Annotated in this window: 16 protein-coding genes; 7 read left to right on the top strand and 9 right to left on the bottom strand. The window is 65.2% G+C overall.

The genetic code is table 11. The features are described 5' to 3' along the window. Positions 1-8: 8 nt before the first annotated feature. Positions 9-1,889, bottom strand: coding sequence for a molecular chaperone DnaK (gene dnaK, locus CH273_RS02080; protein ID WP_032396347.1), 1,881 nt, complete (start codon positions 1,887-1,889; stop codon positions 9-11). A 601-nt stretch (positions 1,890-2,490) separates the two neighbouring features. Here dnaK and CH273_RS02075 point away from each other — a divergent pair. After that, positions 2,491-2,787 (top strand): putative quinol monooxygenase, encoded by a 297-nt coding sequence (locus CH273_RS02075; RefSeq protein ID WP_032376247.1) that lies wholly within the window; start codon positions 2,491-2,493, stop codon positions 2,785-2,787. A gap of 241 nt (positions 2,788-3,028) precedes the next feature. Here CH273_RS02075 and CH273_RS02070 read toward each other — a convergent pair whose 3' ends face one another. Next, complete coding sequence (locus tag CH273_RS02070; protein WP_032396036.1) at positions 3,029-4,021, bottom strand: phytanoyl-CoA dioxygenase family protein; 993 nt, start codon at positions 4,019-4,021, stop codon at positions 3,029-3,031. Further along, positions 4,012-4,824, bottom strand: coding sequence for a class I SAM-dependent methyltransferase (locus tag CH273_RS02065; protein WP_179275402.1), 813 nt, complete (start codon positions 4,822-4,824; stop codon positions 4,012-4,014). Before CH273_RS02065 ends, CH273_RS02070 begins: the two co-directional genes overlap by 10 nt. A gap of 63 nt (positions 4,825-4,887) precedes the next feature. On the opposite strand from CH273_RS02065, the gene CH273_RS02060 reads away from it, so the two are divergent. Then, positions 4,888-5,778 (top strand): class I SAM-dependent methyltransferase, encoded by an 891-nt coding sequence (locus tag CH273_RS02060; protein WP_143546159.1) that lies wholly within the window; start codon positions 4,888-4,890, stop codon positions 5,776-5,778. A gap of 11 nt (positions 5,779-5,789) precedes the next feature. On the opposite strand, the gene CH273_RS02055 is transcribed toward CH273_RS02060, so the two are convergent. Continuing rightward, positions 5,790-6,623 (bottom strand): SDR family oxidoreductase, encoded by an 834-nt coding sequence (locus CH273_RS02055; RefSeq protein WP_032396345.1) that lies wholly within the window; start codon positions 6,621-6,623, stop codon positions 5,790-5,792. Between the two features lie 229 nt (positions 6,624-6,852). Here CH273_RS02055 and CH273_RS02050 point away from each other — a divergent pair, with 229 nt between their 5' ends. Further along, complete coding sequence (locus CH273_RS02050) at positions 6,853-7,455, top strand: TetR/AcrR family transcriptional regulator (RefSeq protein WP_052049676.1); 603 nt, start codon at positions 6,853-6,855, stop codon at positions 7,453-7,455. Positions 7,456-7,462: 7 nt separating this feature from the next. Here CH273_RS02050 and CH273_RS02045 read toward each other — a convergent pair whose 3' ends face one another. Beyond that, on the bottom strand, positions 7,463-7,702 hold the full coding sequence (locus CH273_RS02045; RefSeq protein ID WP_032396344.1) for a hypothetical protein: 240 nt from the start codon (positions 7,700-7,702) through the stop codon (positions 7,463-7,465). 132 nt (positions 7,703-7,834) lie between these two features. Here CH273_RS02045 and CH273_RS02040 point away from each other — a divergent pair, with 132 nt between their 5' ends. The 3 genes from CH273_RS02040 to CH273_RS02030 all read left to right on the top strand — a co-directional run bounded on the left by CH273_RS02040 (position 7,835) and on the right by CH273_RS02030 (position 10,572). Then, positions 7,835-8,755, top strand: coding sequence for an oxygenase MpaB family protein (locus CH273_RS02040; protein ID WP_052049672.1), 921 nt, complete (start codon positions 7,835-7,837; stop codon positions 8,753-8,755). Positions 8,756-8,889: 134 nt separating this feature from the next. Continuing rightward, a complete protein-coding gene (locus tag CH273_RS02035) occupies positions 8,890-10,068 on the top strand; it encodes an acyl-CoA dehydrogenase family protein (protein ID WP_032396033.1) in 1,179 nt (392 codons plus the stop codon). Positions 10,069-10,113: 45 nt separating this feature from the next. After that, a complete protein-coding gene (locus tag CH273_RS02030; protein ID WP_032396032.1) occupies positions 10,114-10,572 on the top strand; it encodes a VOC family protein in 459 nt (152 codons plus the stop codon). A 25-nt stretch (positions 10,573-10,597) separates the two neighbouring features. Here CH273_RS02030 and CH273_RS02025 read toward each other — a convergent pair whose 3' ends face one another. From CH273_RS02025 to CH273_RS02010, 4 genes are all read right to left on the bottom strand, one after another. After that, positions 10,598-12,103 (bottom strand): protein adenylyltransferase SelO, encoded by a 1,506-nt coding sequence (locus CH273_RS02025; protein WP_032396031.1) that lies wholly within the window; start codon positions 12,101-12,103, stop codon positions 10,598-10,600. Positions 12,104-12,162: 59 nt separating this feature from the next. Continuing rightward, entirely contained in the window at positions 12,163-12,984 is an 822-nt protein-coding gene (locus tag CH273_RS02020; RefSeq protein ID WP_082322519.1) for an ABC transporter ATP-binding protein, read from the bottom strand. Continuing rightward, positions 12,981-13,976 carry a FecCD family ABC transporter permease gene (locus CH273_RS02015; RefSeq protein WP_462052385.1) on the bottom strand — a complete coding sequence of 332 codons (996 nt, stop codon included), beginning with the start codon at positions 13,974-13,976 and terminating at the stop codon, positions 12,981-12,983. Before CH273_RS02015 ends, CH273_RS02020 begins: the two co-directional genes overlap by 4 nt. A 68-nt stretch (positions 13,977-14,044) precedes the next feature. Further along, positions 14,045-15,091: an ABC transporter substrate-binding protein gene (locus tag CH273_RS02010; protein ID WP_032396030.1), complete on the bottom strand. Its 1,047-nt coding sequence runs from the start codon at positions 15,089-15,091 to the stop codon at positions 14,045-14,047. 164 nt (positions 15,092-15,255) lie between these two features. Between CH273_RS02010 and CH273_RS02005 the strand changes: the two genes are divergently transcribed. Continuing rightward, complete coding sequence (locus tag CH273_RS02005; RefSeq protein ID WP_032396029.1) at positions 15,256-15,675, top strand: nitroreductase/quinone reductase family protein; 420 nt, start codon at positions 15,256-15,258, stop codon at positions 15,673-15,675. Positions 15,676-15,837: the final 162 nt, after the last annotated feature.

The raw sequence follows: 15,837 nt of genomic DNA, 5'->3' as shown, positions 1-15,837 counted from the left end.
CTCGTGCCTCAGCTTCGATCGAATTCGGCGTCGATCACGTCGTCGTCATCGGTCGAGGCCGCGTCCGCGCCACCGACCTGACGTCCGTCACCGCCGTCCTGTACCGGCACGAGCCCGTAGAGGAGCTGTTGGAGCTCGGAGGCGAGTGGTTGTACATCTGCAGGCGAAGCGCCGTCCTTCACGGCCTTTCTGGCATCGGCGATCAGCATCTCGGCCCGTGCCCTGTCGTGCGGTGGCGCGCTGTCACCGAGTTCGGCGAGTCGCCGTTCCACCTGATACGCAACGGAATCGAGTTCGTTGCGCGCGTCGACAGCTTTGCGCAGCGCCTCGTCATCGCCCCGATTCCGTTCGGCCTCGGCCAGCATGCGTTCGACCTCGCTCGGGTCCAGATTGCTCTGCTCACTGATCGTGATGCTCTGTTCCTTGCCGGTGTCCTTGTCCCTGGCCGTGACATTGAGGATGCCGTTGGCGTCGATATCGAACGTGACCTCGACCTGGGCGTCGCCGCGCGGTGCGGGCCGGATGTCTTCCAGACGGAAACGTCCGAGCGAACGGTTGTCGGCGGCCCGCTCGCGTTCGCCCTGCAGCACAACGACATCCACGGCGGACTGCTCGTCCTCCGCGGTGGAGAACACTTCGCTGCGGCGGGCCGGGATGGTCGTGTTGCGCTCGATGATCTTGGTCATCACCCCGCCCTGTGTCTCGACGCCGAGAGACAGCGGGGTGACGTCGAGCAGCAGCACGTCGGAGACCTCGCCCTTGAGCACGCCGGCTTGAACCGCCGCGCCGAGAGCCACGACTTCGTCCGGATTGACGCCCATATGGGGGTCCTTGCCGCCGGTGAGCCGGCGAACCAGGGCTTGCACCGCCGGGATGCGCGTCGAACCACCGACCAGAATCACTTCGTCTATGTCGTTGGCGGTGACCTTGGCATCACTCATTGCCTGTTTCACCGGGTCGAGGCAGCGCTCCACGAGATCCGCCGTCAGATCCTCGAACTTCGATCGCATGACGGTGGTCGTGAGGTGCTTGGGACCGTCCGAATCGGCGGTGACGAACGGCAGGTTGACCTGGGCCTGGGTCACCGAGGACAACTCGACCTTGGCCTTCTCTGCGGCCTCGAAAAGGCGCTGCAACGCCTGTGCGTCCTTGCGCAGATCGATGTTCTCCACCTGCTGGAAGTCGTCGGCGAGGTAGTCCACCAGGCGTCGATCGAAGTCGTCCCCGCCCAGGTGAGAGTCGCCGGCCGTCGACCGAACCTCGACGACACCCTCGCCGACGTCGAGCAAGCTCACATCGAAGGTGCCGCCGCCGAGGTCGAAGACCAGTACGGTTTCGTGGACCTGCTTGTCCATGCCGTACGCCAGCGCCGCAGCGGTCGGCTCGTTGATGATCCGCAGGACTTCGAGGCCCGCGATGCGGCCGGCGTCCTTGGTGGCGTTGCGCTGCGCGTCGTTGAAGTACGCCGGAACTGTGATGACCGCTTCCTTGACCTTCTCGCCGAGAAACTTGCTCGCGTCGTCGACGAGCTTGCGCAGTACGAGGGCACTGATCTCCTCCGGCGCATACTTCTTGCCCCGCACATCGATGCGGGCCTCGCCGTTGTCACCGGCCACGATGTCGAAGCTGACCGCTCTTGCCTCATCGGAGATCTCGTCGTAGTGGCGTCCGATGAAGCGTTTCGCCGAGTAGATTGTGCCCTTCGGATTCAAGATCGCCTGCCGTCGGGCAAGCTGACCCACCAGCCGTTCTCCGCTCTCGGTGAAGGCCACCACCGACGGCGTCGTCCGCGCTCCCTCGATATTGGAGATCACCACCGGCTCGCCGCCTTGCCAGCTGGCGATGACGGAGTTGGTGGTGCCCAGGTCTATACCCACAGCTGTCGCCATGACTCGTTCCTTTCGATCGGTCCGGCCGGTGAGCATGTGGACGGCGTCGTCCGTTACCCCGACATCGGCGAAGACTTGGTGGTGAGGTGGTTGTACTGGCTGGTACGAGTCGAGATCGACTCGCCTGTCGGGCAACGCAGGTCGAGAAGGTAGCCGGCAGGACGCAGCGCCGAACTGACTTCTTGAGAACGAATCAAGTTGATAGACAGCACTATTCGACGAACCGACGAGGGTCACCGCCCTGAACTCTTTGGTCGCGATCTTCGTCGTCGGCCAGTGTCGGTCGTTCGATATTTCTGTATCCGTGAAAACAGATCGTGATGTTCGAGCCGATACGCGGTGTGGGCAGTTCGCAGCAGCGCACTGAATTGACCGGTAACCCAAAACGTTGGCACATCAACATGTTTCGCGACGTGACCGAAATTCGGCCGGCGCTGCACCTGGCGTGTCTATTCCCTCTACCGGTCGAGTCTCCTCTCTCGGCTGCGAGATTACTAGGGGCAAAACCAAATTCGTTCTTGCGCGGACTGCAGGCCCTTCCCTTTGCCGGTCCGAGGTGTGATGCTTGGCCGTGTCCACCACCTCGAACAGGAGAATCGTCATGGTCACCAAGGCACTGCTGGTCCGACTCGAAGCCAAGCCCGGCAAGGAAGATGCAGTCGAGGAGTTTCTCCGGTCGGCCCAACCGCTCGTCGAACAGGAGCCCGGCACCCGACCCTGGTTGGCGGTACGGTTCGGCCCATCGACGTTCGGCATCGTCGATGCTTTCCCGGACGACGCCGCCCGTGAAACGCATCTGAACGGACCGGTCGGCCAGGCTCTCGGCGAACGGGCGGACGAACTCTTCGCCTCGCCGCCCGAAATAAGCTACCTCGATGTACTCGCCGAGAAGCTCTGACCTGGACTGCACACTTCGTTCACCTGCGAGCCCGACTGTCGTCCTGAATTGTTGTCCCGCTTCGGTTGTCCGCTCGGGTGTGTGCCGACAACATGTCCACGCTGAGTGAAATCGGTTGTCCCAGTTGATTTCCGGTGATTCTGCGAGGTGCGTATCGTTCGTCGATCGGTTCGCGGACACCGGCGCTGTGACGCGCCGACAGGGGTGGGCACGACCGGGTCTCGGCGCGAGTACCGTCGGCTCAGTCTCGGCGGCCGACCACCGGGTTCAGTTCGGAGGCCGCGAGGCCGCCGGGCTCGACACCGGGGAGGAACTCGCGCCACGTGCCACTGATCAGCGTCGGCGATTCCACGACCCGAGCCCCGTCGGCGAAATAAGTGGTGGCCAGTGCTCGGCGCGGCTGTGTCGTCCGGTTCGGCCCGGCGGTGTGGAAGCACAGCGCGGAGTGGAACGACACGTCGCCCACTTCGAATGGCTCCGATGCCACCGCGACGCTGCGCTCGACGAAGCGCTGGGCGACGGCCTCGTCGTACGACGTGCCGACCTTGTCGAACTCCAGGTCTTCGACCTCGTCGAGCACGTCTGCTCCGCGCGCGAACGACAGCGGACCCATTCGGCCAGGGATGGCCGACATCGGCATCCACGCAGTGACCGCCTGGACGGTCTGCAGTGGGAAATGCTCCGCGTCGTGATGCCAGGGCGTGCGTCCACAGCCGGGCTCCTTGGACAGCGCGTTGTCGTGGTAGAGCCGCACGGCCGGTTCGTCCAGCAAGGCCGCGGCCAGGCCGCCGATCCGGGGCGAGAGTGCCACGGCACGCATCAGGTCGTCGTGGAGCCACATCTGCTCCAGTGCGGTGAACCGACCGGCGACGTTCTCGCCGTGCTCGGCGCGCAGTAGCTCCTCGAGGCGCTCGGCGAGGCGTCGTACCAGGGCAGGGGAGAACACGGCGGGCAGTCGGACGAAGGCCTCCCGAGCGAAGGACTCGACCGCGGCCGGGTCGAGGTCGTACGGCTCGGCAAGCTCACGCTCGACCTGCTCGTCGGACGCTGCGTCGACGTCCGGCAGGCCCGGCCCGTCGACCAACTCGGCGGGCACCTGGTCGTTGGCAGCCAGAGTGACGTACCAATCCCACCAGTCCTGATCGTCGCCTGCCCAGTCCTGGTCGATACCGCCATCGCGATTCTGCTGGGGGAGCCGTTCGTTCGTCGGAGCCGCAGGTTCGTTCAGAGCCACAGCAGGGCCGCCTCGTGCGAGAAGGTGTAGGAACCCGACTTGTCGCGACAGGAGGCGAGGTAGTCGCCCAGCACCGGTGCAGCCTCCATCTCCTCCAGCGACACGGAGTCGTCGAAGGCACAGCGCTGCAGAAAGCCCTCGGCGACAACACGATCGGATGTCCCGGTGGTGTACGTGACGCGCTGGTCGCGCACATCCGCGCCGGCTCGGATCAGCGCGTCGCGCACCTGCTCGGCCGTCGTGTACGGGGTCGCGTCACGCACGCCTGCCCGGAAGGCGTCGTAGAACGCCAGGTAGTGGGAGCTCGCCGTGGCCTGCGCGACCAAACCGAGGCCGCCGGGGGCCAGTGCAGCCACGAATCGTTCGGCTGCGGCGTCCAATTCTGTGGGCGGAAGGGCGTACAGCGCGTGGGTGGCCCACACGATGTCGTACCCGGTCCGATCCGCGGGCAGGTCCTGCAGGGTCATCACCAGGTCGTCTCGAGGCACGAACGGTGTGCCGAGGGCTCCGCGAGCCTCGGCCACCGAGAAGGCAGACGGGTCGAGCAGGTCGTAGGCCAGCTCGGGCACCGTCGACAGATCGGTGTAGCGGCGTAGAGCGGTGGGGAACTTGCCGCTGCCGCAGGCCACGTCGAGCAGCGACCAGCCGTCGTGGCTGTGCTTGGCGAGCAGGGCGGGCCAGTCGGCGGCCAGTGCCAGTTGGTGGTAGTCCTCCGTGGCCAGGGCGTAGAAGGCCTCCATGCCCGTGCGGCCGGCCTCGCTCCAGTGCTCGAGACTGCGCTCGGCCGTGTCTCCGTTGCTCATGGCACTCCTCTCGGGAAGCCAACCCCAACGCATTCCCGGGTGCGTCGTGGTTCACTCGATGTGGTGTCCAACATAGCTCCGTATCCGTCGAGCGACGCTGCAGCCGGGTTCCTCGACGCGTTACGCGCCCTGCGGCGTGACTCCGGACCTCTGCCCGGTCTCGCGCCCGACTCCTACGCCCGAGACCACGCCGCTTTCGAGCGACTGTCCGACCAGCGCGGTCTGATCGCCGAGCACCTCGCCGCCCGGCTGGCAGCGATGGGGGACGGACCGATCTCGGTGCTGTCGGTGGGCTGCGGTGACGGGTCGCTTGACGTCCGGCTCGCCGCCGGTCTGGTGGAGCGGCTGTCCGGGCAACCGGTGCGGTACGTGGGTATCGACCCCTGGCCCGGGAGTGTGGAGTTGTTCACCGCCAGGATGGCCGCGCTGACGACCGCCGAGCTCAGCGTCGATGCGCACGTCGCGTCCTTCGGCGACGCCCCGGTCGACGAGGCTTTCGACGTCGTGTTGTTCGTGCACTCGATGTACTACGTCGCCGACGTGGGGGCGACCCTGCGAAGCGCTCTCGACCTGCTGCGGCCCGGCGGTGAGCTGTGGGTGGCCGTTGCACCGTCGGCTGCGCTCAACGCTCTGGTGGGCGTTCTCGCCCCGCCGCTGGAGGGCCACCGGCAGTGGTTCAGTGCCGACGTCGAGAAAGCCTTCGTCGACGGCGGGATCGCAGTGGACGACGTGGCCACTCTGGACGCGTTGGTAGACCTCGCCTCTGCCGGCGACGAGGTACTCGACTTCGCAGTGCAGGCCCGGCTGACTCCCGAGTTGTACGGCACCGTGCGGGCCTATCTCGACGCGGTCTCGGTGCCGGGCACCGACGGCAGACTTCGGGTGCCGCACCCGGTCGACGTGTTCGCCGCAACCCGTCGTCGACCGGTCACGCAGGATCTGCGCCGGCAGTGATGCAATGGCTGTCAGGGCGTGGGGTCGACGAAGATGTCGAGGGCAATGGGTTCTTCCCCGCCGTAGGGAGCGAGATCGGTGATCCCGGATTCGGCAAGGACGTCGATGTCGATCAGAGTTCGGCCGTTGATCTCGCCCTGTTCGCGACCCAGTACGGCGACTGCGGCGTCGGCCATGATCTGTGGCGAACGCGAATGTGCCACTCCGGCTTTGCCTCCGAGGAGGTTTTCCACCGCTGCTGTGGCGATCGTGCTCTGCGGCCACAGGCAGTTGCTCGAAATCGGAAGGTGTGCGAATTCTGCTGCGAATCCGAGTGTCGCGAGCGTCATTCCGTACTTGGCGAGCATGTAGCCGGGATGTTCGCCCAGCCACTTCTGCGACATGTTCAGCGGCGGCGACAGCGTGAGAATGTGCGGGTTCGGTGACTCGGCGAGGTGGGGGAGGCACGCCTGGGTCAAGGCGAACGTGCCGCGGACGTTCACCTGCTGCATGAGATCGAACCGCTTGATCGGAAGATCCTTCGTACCAGCGAGATTGAGCACACTGGCGTTGTTGACGACGATATCGATTCCCCCGAATCGGTCCACCGCCGTCCGAACGGCCTTGGCGATGTCCTCGTCCTTGCGCACGTCGCCGACGACGGCAACGGCGTCACCGCCTGCGGCGACGATGTCGGCGACCGCGGTGTGAACAGTGCCGGGAAGGCGGGGATCGGGGGTGTCCGTCTTGGCGAGAAGCACCACGTTTCCGCCGCGTTCGGCGATGGCGATGGCGATTGCCAATCCGATTCCACGACTACCTCCCGACATCACTGCGGTTCGGCCTTCGAAGCTTCGTTCGGTCATCGGTGACTGCTTTCGTTCGAGTACTGGAGGGCGGTCGAGTGGGTGGATCGTCTGCCGGCGAATGCGGAGAATCGTGCACGTGTCTTTGGATTGAACATCCATTTCTCCATACAGTCAATACTGACTGCTTTTGGGTCGACGGGCCAGACATGCTCGCGCACCGCAGTATTGCTGCGCGTTCGCGAATGGCGCGTTTGCCGTGGGCGCACTCAGCGGCAACACTCGATGCATGCAATCACGCAGCCTCGTCACGCAGAATCGCATTCTGGATGCCGCAGTGCAGGCCCTGGTCCAGTTCGGCTACGCCGGCGCATCGACGGTGAAGATTCAGGAACTGGCGGGCGTGAGCCGGGGTCGCATGTTGCACCAGTACCCGTCGCGGGACGAGTTGTTGGTCGCTGCCGTCGAGCACCTGGCGTCGGGCCGTGTGGATGACGCGGGTGCGCAGGTCGATTGGCCCGCGACGCCCAGCGCCCGGATCTGTGCCGTGGTGGACGCGATGTGGTCGACGTACCAGCAGGACTACTTCTGGGCGGCGACCGAACTCTGGATCGGGGCTCGGCACAACGACGGACTCCGCCGAGCGCTGGTCCCGGTGGAACGCGCATTGAACAGGCGGGTCCGCACCGCGACCGATGCGATGTTCGGTGCACCGTTCACCGAGGCACCGGCATACCCCCTCGTCCGCGAGCTGCTCAACACCAGCATGCGCGGCGTCGCTCTGACGTACGCGTTCGACCGACGGAGGCCGGGTAGCGAGCCGGATCTGGCGATGTGGAAGGACCTGGCGCTGGACCAGTTGCTCGGATCGGACCACGTGACGGAAGCCTGAGCTCCGGTCATTCTCCGACGCGGCGTGAGCGCTGGGGAGGTTCTGTCGAGTAGTTCAGGAGGCGTTCGCGGAGCGCAGGTTCGAGCTGTTCGGCGCGCGGGCTTCTCAGCTGCTCGGCAAGCCGCCGCCGGTATTCGGCCATGTGAAGCCCGAACTCCACGAACACATCTGCCGCCGACGCGCCTCCGTACGGCTCCCATGCCATAGCAAATGCCGTCAGGCGGTCGACCGAGTCGAGAGGTGTCATCGTTCGCTCCTTGGTTCGTTCGTTCCGACGATCTCCGTTCACATATTGACACGAAGACGTTCCTAGTTGCATGGTGAACTGAGAACGGTGCCGTTCCTGTTTGGTGCCGATGACGGAACGTGGAGGTAAGTCATGGCAACGAACGCGGCACTGATGTCTCGAAAGTGGGTGACGGGGCGGGCGGTCGGTCGCCGGATCGAGGAACTCGACCCGGTTGTGGGCAACGAGGAAGCCACGCATCTGAGCCTCGAAGTCCGTTATGGCGACGCCATTTTCGCCCATGCCGCGTACACCGTGGCATTCGCTCGACAGGTGGCGGTTCCGTCGATCGCGCGAATTCTGTACCGGACCGGTACCGGCGACATGATGCACGACGTGCGCAGACGCAACGACGACACGCTGCTCTTCTTCGGCGAGATGCTCCATCACGGGCATTCCAGCGAATACGGCCGATCGATCATCGACCGCATGGAGCAGATCCACTCGCGGTTCGGTATCACCGACGACGACAAGCTGTACACATTGGGTTCGCTGGCCTTCGAGCCGGACCGCATCGTCGAACATCTCGGGTTGAGCGTCTTCACCGACAACGAGCGCGAAGCGCGTTTTCACTTCTGGCGTCAGGTCGGGGAGTACATGGGCCTCGATGTTCCGCAGACGCGAGAGCGCTTCTTGCGCTGGACGTTCGACTACGAGTCTCGGTACGAGCACACTGACGGTGCCCGCAAGATCGTCGATCAATTGTTCCTCGATTGGCAGGAGCGATGGTTCCCCGGTCGGACGAAGCGCTTCGCCGACGGCATTCTGCTGTCGGTGTTCACCGAAGACCTGCGTGCGATACATCGATTGCCCGAGCCGTCGCGAGGCCATCGGCATGTCGTGCCGCCGGCGATCGGTGCGTACCTGGCATTTCAGGGCGTTCGCCCGCATCGGCCCCACCGATCCTGGTCCGATCACTTCGGAACGCGGCATCCCAAGCCACTGGACATTCCCACACTCGGCCACCGCAGGGCCGTCGGACGCACCGAGGGCCCGGCACTGGGAAGCCGTTGATGGACAACAGAGTCACGAGGACTCCGATGTACGCACGCGACGAGGCGGAGTAGTCCCGACCGTCGGGCCCTCCAGTCGTTCGATCCCTCGCACGGCAGTGGACGAATCACGTTGCTCTGACAGATAGTGGTCCGATGGACACGCTGAATCCCGATGTACCCGACGACGTCTTCGCCGACGTGTTGAAGCAGATCTCGCAGTTCGTGCGGTCGCGTGTCGTCCCGCGCGAACTCGAGATCATGAACACCGATGCCATCCCGGAGGATCTGCGCACGCAGGCTGCCGAGATGGGATTGTTCGGCTATGCGCTTCCGCAGGAGTGGGGTGGGCTGGGCCTGAATCTGATTCAGGATGTCGAGTTCGCCATGGAGCTCGGGTACACCTCGTTGGCGTTGCGATCGATGTTCGGCACCAACAACGGAATTGCCGGGCAGGTGCTGGTGGGGTTCGGCACAGAGGAACAGAAGGCGAAATGGTTGCCGGGTATGGCGTCCGGTGACGTCGTTGCGTCCTTCGCGCTGACCGAGGACGGGGCCGGATCCAATCCGGCGGGCCTGAAGACCACTGCGACGGTCGACGGCTCCGGGTGGGTCATCAACGGCAGCAAGCGGTACATCACCAATGCGCCGATCGCGAACATGTTCGTCGTCTTCGCGAAACTGGACCCGAAACCGCTGAGCGGCAACGGTATTGCGGTATTCCTGGTTCCCGCCGACGCTGCGGGAATCGAGGTCGGTGTCAAGGACGCGAAGATGGGGCAGCAGGGATCCGGCACGGCCGACGTGAACTTCACCGACGTACGCGTCGAGGCCGACGCCTTGGTTGGCGGCAACAGCGATATCGGCTACAAGGCGGCGATGACGTCGTTGGCGCGGGGGCGTGTACATATTGCGGCGCTGGCCGTCGGTCAGGCGCAGCGTGCGCTGGACGAATCGGTCTCGTATGCCGCGGCGTCCACGCAGGGCGGTGAGCCGATCGGGAACTTCCAACTGGTGCAGGCCATGATCGCCGATCAGCAGGTCGGTGTGATGGCGGGCCGGGCCATGGTCCGTGAGGCTGCGCGGGCGTGGGTGCAGGAGACCGATCGGCGTATCGCGCCGTCCGCGGTGAAACTCTTCTGCACCGAGATGGTGGGCAAGGTGGCCGATCTCGCCGTCCAGATCCACGGTGGTGCGGGGTACATGCGTGAGGTTCCGGTCGAGCGCATCTATCGGGATGTGCGACTGCTGCGCCTGTACGAGGGCACGAGCGAAATTCAGCGACTGATCGTCGGTGGCGGCCTGATCCGGGCCGAACAGAAGCGTAACTCGTAAGCGCGGTTCGGCTCGATGGAAATGCTCGGAGGGATACTGGTTTCCATGACTGACGCCACGTCCTTCACGATTCTTCGCTCCGACCATGTCGGATTCTCTGTCGGGTCGCTCGATGACGCCCTTCGATTCTGGATCGACGGTCTCGGAGCAACCCTCGAACGGACGGCAGAGATGGGCGGGGAATTTCTGGGAGAGGTCACCGGAGCACACGGAGCGGCAGTTCGGATGGCGGTGGTCACCGTTGCGGGTCAGACGATCGAGCTGCTGGAGTACCGCGATATTCGCGGAGAGTCTGGGTCGTCTCGACCCTACGATCCGGGTTTCGCCCACCTTGCATTCGAGGTCGACGACATCGATGCGGCCCTGACGCGCATAGCGGAGTTCGGGTGGACGGCGCAGGGAACTCCACAACCGATTGCCGGCGGCACCAAGGTGGGCACCCGAGTCATGTACGCAGTGGGCCCGAATGGAGAGACCATCGAATTCATGGAGCCGCCGCGGTGACGATCAGGCAGGTGCGCGCAGGAAGTCAGGTTCCGCAGTAGGTCCGAAAACCGGCACTGAAGTTCTCGGGAGCAGGCAGGGCGTAATCCGCCCGGTCATCGTGTCGGTCGAACGGCGATGTGACGACCTCGAGAAGACGCTCGAAGGGCCCGAGATCGCCGGTAGTCGCAGCCTGGAGCGCAGCGTCGACCAGGTGGTTCCGGGGAATGTATGCTGGGTTGACGCGGTCCATACCGTCGGCGACGGATGAAAAGTCCTGTCCCCGAGCCGAAACCGCAGTCCTCCAACTCTCGAGCCAACTCCTGGAGGCGTCGGGTGGGACGAGGGAGTCGAACGGCACCGAGTTTCCGCGTAGGTTCTCGGCGAGGGCGCGGAAAGTCAGGGTCCAGTCGGCGCGGTGATCCGTGAGCAACCGATGCAGATCGTCGACGAGAGCGCCATCGACTGCACCCTCGTCCAGGCCGAGTTTGGCGGCCATCGCGGCGCCGTAGTGCTGTCGGTAGCGATCCCCGTAGGTGTCCAGGACCGCGGTCAGGGCGGTGATCGCGAGATCGGGAGTCGAATTCACCAGTGGCAGTAGTGTTTCGCCGAATCTCGCCAGATTCCACCCGAGAACGGCGGGTTGGTTGCCGTAGGCGTAGCGGCCACCGTGGTCGATGGAGCTGAACACCGTGGCGGGATCGTAGGCGTCCAGAAAGGCACACGGCCCGTAGTCGATGGTCTCGCCGGAAATCGTCGTGTTGTCGGTGTTCATGACGCCGTGCACGAATCCGACCGACATCCATTGTGCGACGAGGGACGCCTGAGCATCGACGACGGCCTCGAAGAATGCGAGGTAGCGATCCTCGGGTGCTCGCTCGACGAATTCGGGGTAGTGGCGGGCGATCGCGTAGTCCGAGAGGGTCTGCGCGAGTCCCTCTCGTCTGGCAGCGAACTCGAAGGTGCCCACCCGCAGATGGCTCGACGCGACCCTGGCCAGTACCGCGCCGGGCTGCGGACCTCCCTCTCGCACCACCTGTTCTCCGGTCGTGACGACGGCGAGTGAGCGGGTGGTGGGGATGTGCAGCGCATGCATCGCCTCGCTGATCAGGTACTCGCGCAGCATGGCTGCCACCACCGCACGCCCGTCACCACCGCGCGAGAACGGCGTGGCACCGGAACCCTTGAGATGCAGATCGACCCGACGGCCCTGATCGTCGCGAAGCTCACCGAGCAGCAGCGCTCGGCCGTCCCCCAGCAAGGGCTGGTAGTTGCCGAACTGATGACCCGCGTACGCCATCGCCACGGTGGCGGTCTCGGTCGGAGAAACGGATCCGGACAGCACGCCGGCCCCGTCCGGAGTGCGCAGCGACGCAGGGTCGAGCGCGAGTGACCGGGCCAGGCCGTCGTTGAGGATCAGAACGCGAGGATCCGGTGCGTGGGTGCCCTGCCACGGCAACGTGACGCCGGGGACCTGGTCGGCCAAGGTCGACTCGAACCCGAATGGGGGCAGGCTCGTGGTCGAAACGCCCGGTCCGAAAGATTCGCTCATGGTTCAGGGGTACCACGAATCGTGGCACCCAACCTCCCGGGACTGCAGTCCGACTCCGATCAGCCGCGAGAGCCTGCCGTCACGCGGGTGTTCTGCTCACCCTCGACGGTCTCGTACCCGGCCGCCGCATCGAAACGGATGTGCACCCGTCCGTTCTCGTCGTCCACCGACACCCGCGCCCGCACTCGATACACCTCGGCGATGAGTTCTTCGGTCAGCACGTCCGCAGGTGCGCCACCTGCGACGACCTTGCCGTCCTGCAGCACGAGCACCTCGTCGCAGAACATCGCGGCCAGATTCAGGTCGTGCAGCGCGACGATGCTGGTGATCGGCAGACGGGCGACGAGGGCCAGCAATTCGAGCTGGTGATGGATGTCGAGGTGGTTGGTCGGCTCGTCCAGCAACATCTCGCGAGGCTGCTGGGCGAGTGCGCGTGCAATGTGCGCCCGCTGCTGCTCACCACCGGAGAGCGTGCGCCACAACCGATCCGCTTTGTCGGTGAGTCCGGTCTGCGCGAGCGCGTCGTCCACTGCGTCGTTGTCGAGGTCGCTACCGCCGAACGCCCCGCGATGGGGGATCCGTCCCAGACGCACGACATCGCCGACCGTCACGTCGACGTCCGTGTGCGCGTGCTGTCCGACGACCGCGACGGCGCGAGCGATGTGCTTGCGTTTGAGCGAACCGAGCTCGGCACCGTCCAACTCGACGACGCCTGAGGTGGGCGACGCGGCCCCGGCCAGCAGGTGGAGCAGCGAGGACTTACCAGAACCGTTGGGTCCCAACAGGCCAACCGTTCGGCCGGGCGCCGGGTGCAGTGTCACTCCGTCGACCACGAGTGCGCCGCCGCGCTTCCAGGAGACGTTCGACGCGTGCAGTGTCATCGAATTCCTCTCTTGCGAGCCATGATTGCGATGAAGGCAGGGACGCCGACCAGTGCTGTTCCGACGCCGACCGGCAGTGGGGTCGGGGCGAAGGCGACTCGGGAGACGGCGTCGACCCACACCATGAAGATCGCGCCGATGACGGCAGTGGTGGGCACGAGGCGGCTGTGGTTGGGCCCCACCAACAGTCGCGCCGCGTGCGGAAGAATGAGGCCGACGAAACCGATGGCACCGGCCACGCTGACGAGTGTCGCAGTGATCAGGGCGGTTCCCACGAGCAGTGCCAGGCGCACCTTCTTGACGTCGAAGCCGAGCGAGGACGCCACCGAGTTTCCGAACGCGAATGCGTCGAGCACGTACGCGTAGTAGCAACAGACCACTGCGCCGATACCGGCAACGGTCACACAGAGCACGACGTCGTTCCATCGCACTCCCTCGAACGATCCGAGGAGCCAGAACATCACGCCGCGGGTCTCGTCGGAGTCCGCGAACGCGAAGATCACGAAAGATGTGAGCGCCGAGAACAATTGAGTGGTCGCGACACCGGCGAGGATGACGCGGTCGTTTCCGCTACCGGACATGCGGGCAAGGAAGAGCACCAGCCCGAACGCAACGAGCGCACCGATGAACGCGCCGCCCGACAGCCCGAGTGCGGCACCGCCGACACCGAGAACGCCGACCACCACGGCTCCCGTCGACGCACCCGAGGACACCCCGAGCACGAACGGATCCGCCAACGGATTGCGCAGAAGCGACTGCATGATGACGCCGCAGATCCCGAGCCCGACGCCACTGGCCGCAGCGACGAGTGCTCGGGGGAGCCGCTCCTCCCAGACGATCGCGTTCTTCGACACTTTCACCGGCACATCGGTGACGCCGAGATGGTTGAGCACCACATCGCGAACGTTGACCAGCGAGATGTTCGCGGGCCCGAGCGTGATGGCGACGAGAACAGACACCACACACAGCACGACACCGCCCAGCAGAGCCAACCCCCAACGCCACAGGTGGCGGGAGGTCTGCGATCGCTGGGCGGTCCGCCGCGGGGTGATGGTCGCGGTCAGGACGACAGTCCCAGGTCGCGCAGTCCGGCCGACACCTTCTCGACGCCGTCGACGGCCCGGATCGACGGGTTCATCTCCGCGCCGTGCAGCGAGATGTAGCGCTTGTCGCGGACGGCGGCCATCGTGCTGGTGACGGGGTCGGACTCGAGGAATGCGATCTTGTCGGCGAGCAGGTCACCGGGGAAGCGATTGCGGGCCAGGTCACCCAGTACGAGGACGGTCGGATCCCGATCCACCATGGTCTCCCAGCCGACGGCGGGCCAGTCGTCGTCGGTATCGGCGAAGACGTTCGTCATTCCGACCGTTCTGGCGAGCAGATCGGCCGAGCCGCGTCCGCCTGCGATGTACGGGCTCTTGGTGTCTGCGAACCAGAAGGCCACGGACACATCGGCACTTGCGGTTCGCGCGGTGGCGTCGGCCATGCGGGTCTTCAGTTCTTCGACGAATTCGGCACCGCGCTCGTTGACGTCGAAAATCGCCGCGAGTTCGGTGATCTCCTGGTACAGCGACTCCATGGTGAGCGGCGTCGTCCGGGTGTTGCCCCCGTTGACGCTACGACCGGCGTCGCAGTCGGTGGGGGAAAGATACGTGGCGGCACCGGTTTCGGTGAAGCGCGAACGCTGCGCGACGCCGCCCTGCTCGAAGTGGCGTCCGAACGATGCGGTGACGAGGTCGGGTTCGGTATCGACGACGACCTCGTAGGTGGGGGCATTGTCGGCCAGTCGAGGAACCGCGGCGTTGGCGTCTGCGAGGTTGTCGCGGACCGGATCGGTCCAGGATGCGGTGCCCACCATCCGATCCTGCACACCGAGCGAGAGAAGGATTTCGGTGGAGTTCTGGTCGAGTGACACCACTCGCTGCGGGGCGGAGTCGAAGGTGACCGACTCGCCGCAGTTCTCGATCGTCAGCGGATACGACGTCCCGCCGTCGGTGGCCTCCGCGGTGGCGTCGGAGACCTCCTCGGATGCTCCGCAGGCGACGAGCGATCCGATCAGGGCGGCGGCGGCAGCGAGGGTGCCTGCGCGGCGACGAACGTTGAGCACGTGGAATGTCCTTCGGGTTCAGACAGCAACGAGCCGCCGGGGATTGCCCGACGGCGGCACACACCGATGTGCGTATGAGCACAGGCTAACCTTTGTCTTGCGCCGATGGAAATCGTGGCATTCGATCGGGTCCGAAAGGACACGATGCGCGGCATACTCGTCCTATGGCCGACTTCAACCAGATGATCATCGACGAGTTCCGGAGCAACGGCGGACACGTGTCGACGGCGGGGTTCGGTGATGCGCTCGTCGTGCTGCACTCCATCGGAGCCAAGAGCGGTGAGATCCGGTTGAACCCACTCATGGCGATTCCGGAGGACGACAGTTGGCTGATCGTGGGCTCGGCAGCCGGCTCACCGAAACATCCTGCGTGGGTGCACAACCTGCGTGCACACCCCGCCATCGACGTCGAGGTTCCCGGCGACGGTGCCGTCCGAACCATCGCGGTGGCCGTGTCGGAACTCCCCGACGACGAGTGGGACGCGAACTGGCAGAAGTTCTTGGACGCGTCCGAGGGCTTCGCGAAATACGTCGAGACGGCGGAGGGTCGTCGGTTCCCGATCTTTCGGTTGACGCCGGCCTGACTCGATCACGCCGGTGCGGGCGCGGAACTGATGTCGATCGCCGCGCTCGCGAAGTGCTCGGTTCGACCCACTTCGCTCGCGGCACAGGCTCACGGCCGTGGAATCTTTGTCGACCTACAGGTGAACAGTCGGTGTGGTTGCGCTCGATTCCGGGGTGCCGGT

It is taken from the genome of Rhodococcus sp. 05-339-2 (assembly GCF_002258965.1).
Lineage (GTDB): Bacteria > Actinomycetota > Actinomycetes > Mycobacteriales > Mycobacteriaceae > Rhodococcoides.
Note: the sequence above shows the minus strand (reverse complement) of the source record. Positions and strands in the feature narration are given on the sequence as shown.

What these genes read in the sequence shown, in the direction of transcription:
- CH273_RS02055 (WP_032396345.1), bottom strand. Translation starts at nt 6,623, where the DNA reads ATGACCGAACGAAGCTTCGAAGGCCGAACCGCAGTGATGTCGGGAGGT.
- CH273_RS02005 (WP_032396029.1), top strand. Translation starts at nt 15,256, where the DNA reads ATGGCCGACTTCAACCAGATGATCATCGACGAGTTCCGGAGCAACGGC.
- CH273_RS02035 (WP_032396033.1), top strand. Translation starts at nt 8,890, where the DNA reads ATGGACACGCTGAATCCCGATGTACCCGACGACGTCTTCGCCGACGTG.
- CH273_RS02050 (WP_052049676.1), top strand. Translation starts at nt 6,853, where the DNA reads ATGCAATCACGCAGCCTCGTCACGCAGAATCGCATTCTGGATGCCGCA.
- CH273_RS02040 (WP_052049672.1), top strand. Translation starts at nt 7,835, where the DNA reads ATGGCAACGAACGCGGCACTGATGTCTCGAAAGTGGGTGACGGGGCGG.
- CH273_RS02045 (WP_032396344.1), bottom strand. Translation starts at nt 7,702, where the DNA reads ATGACACCTCTCGACTCGGTCGACCGCCTGACGGCATTTGCTATGGCA.
- CH273_RS02065 (WP_179275402.1), bottom strand. Translation starts at nt 4,824, where the DNA reads ATGAGCAACGGAGACACGGCCGAGCGCAGTCTCGAGCACTGGAGCGAG.
- CH273_RS02030 (WP_032396032.1), top strand. Translation starts at nt 10,114, where the DNA reads ATGACTGACGCCACGTCCTTCACGATTCTTCGCTCCGACCATGTCGGA.
- CH273_RS02020 (WP_082322519.1), bottom strand. Translation starts at nt 12,984, where the DNA reads ATGACACTGCACGCGTCGAACGTCTCCTGGAAGCGCGGCGGCGCACTC.
- CH273_RS02075 (WP_032376247.1), top strand. Translation starts at nt 2,491, where the DNA reads ATGGTCACCAAGGCACTGCTGGTCCGACTCGAAGCCAAGCCCGGCAAG.
- dnaK (WP_032396347.1), bottom strand. Translation starts at nt 1,889, where the DNA reads ATGGCGACAGCTGTGGGTATAGACCTGGGCACCACCAACTCCGTCATC.
- CH273_RS02025 (WP_032396031.1), bottom strand. Translation starts at nt 12,103, where the DNA reads ATGAGCGAATCTTTCGGACCGGGCGTTTCGACCACGAGCCTGCCCCCA.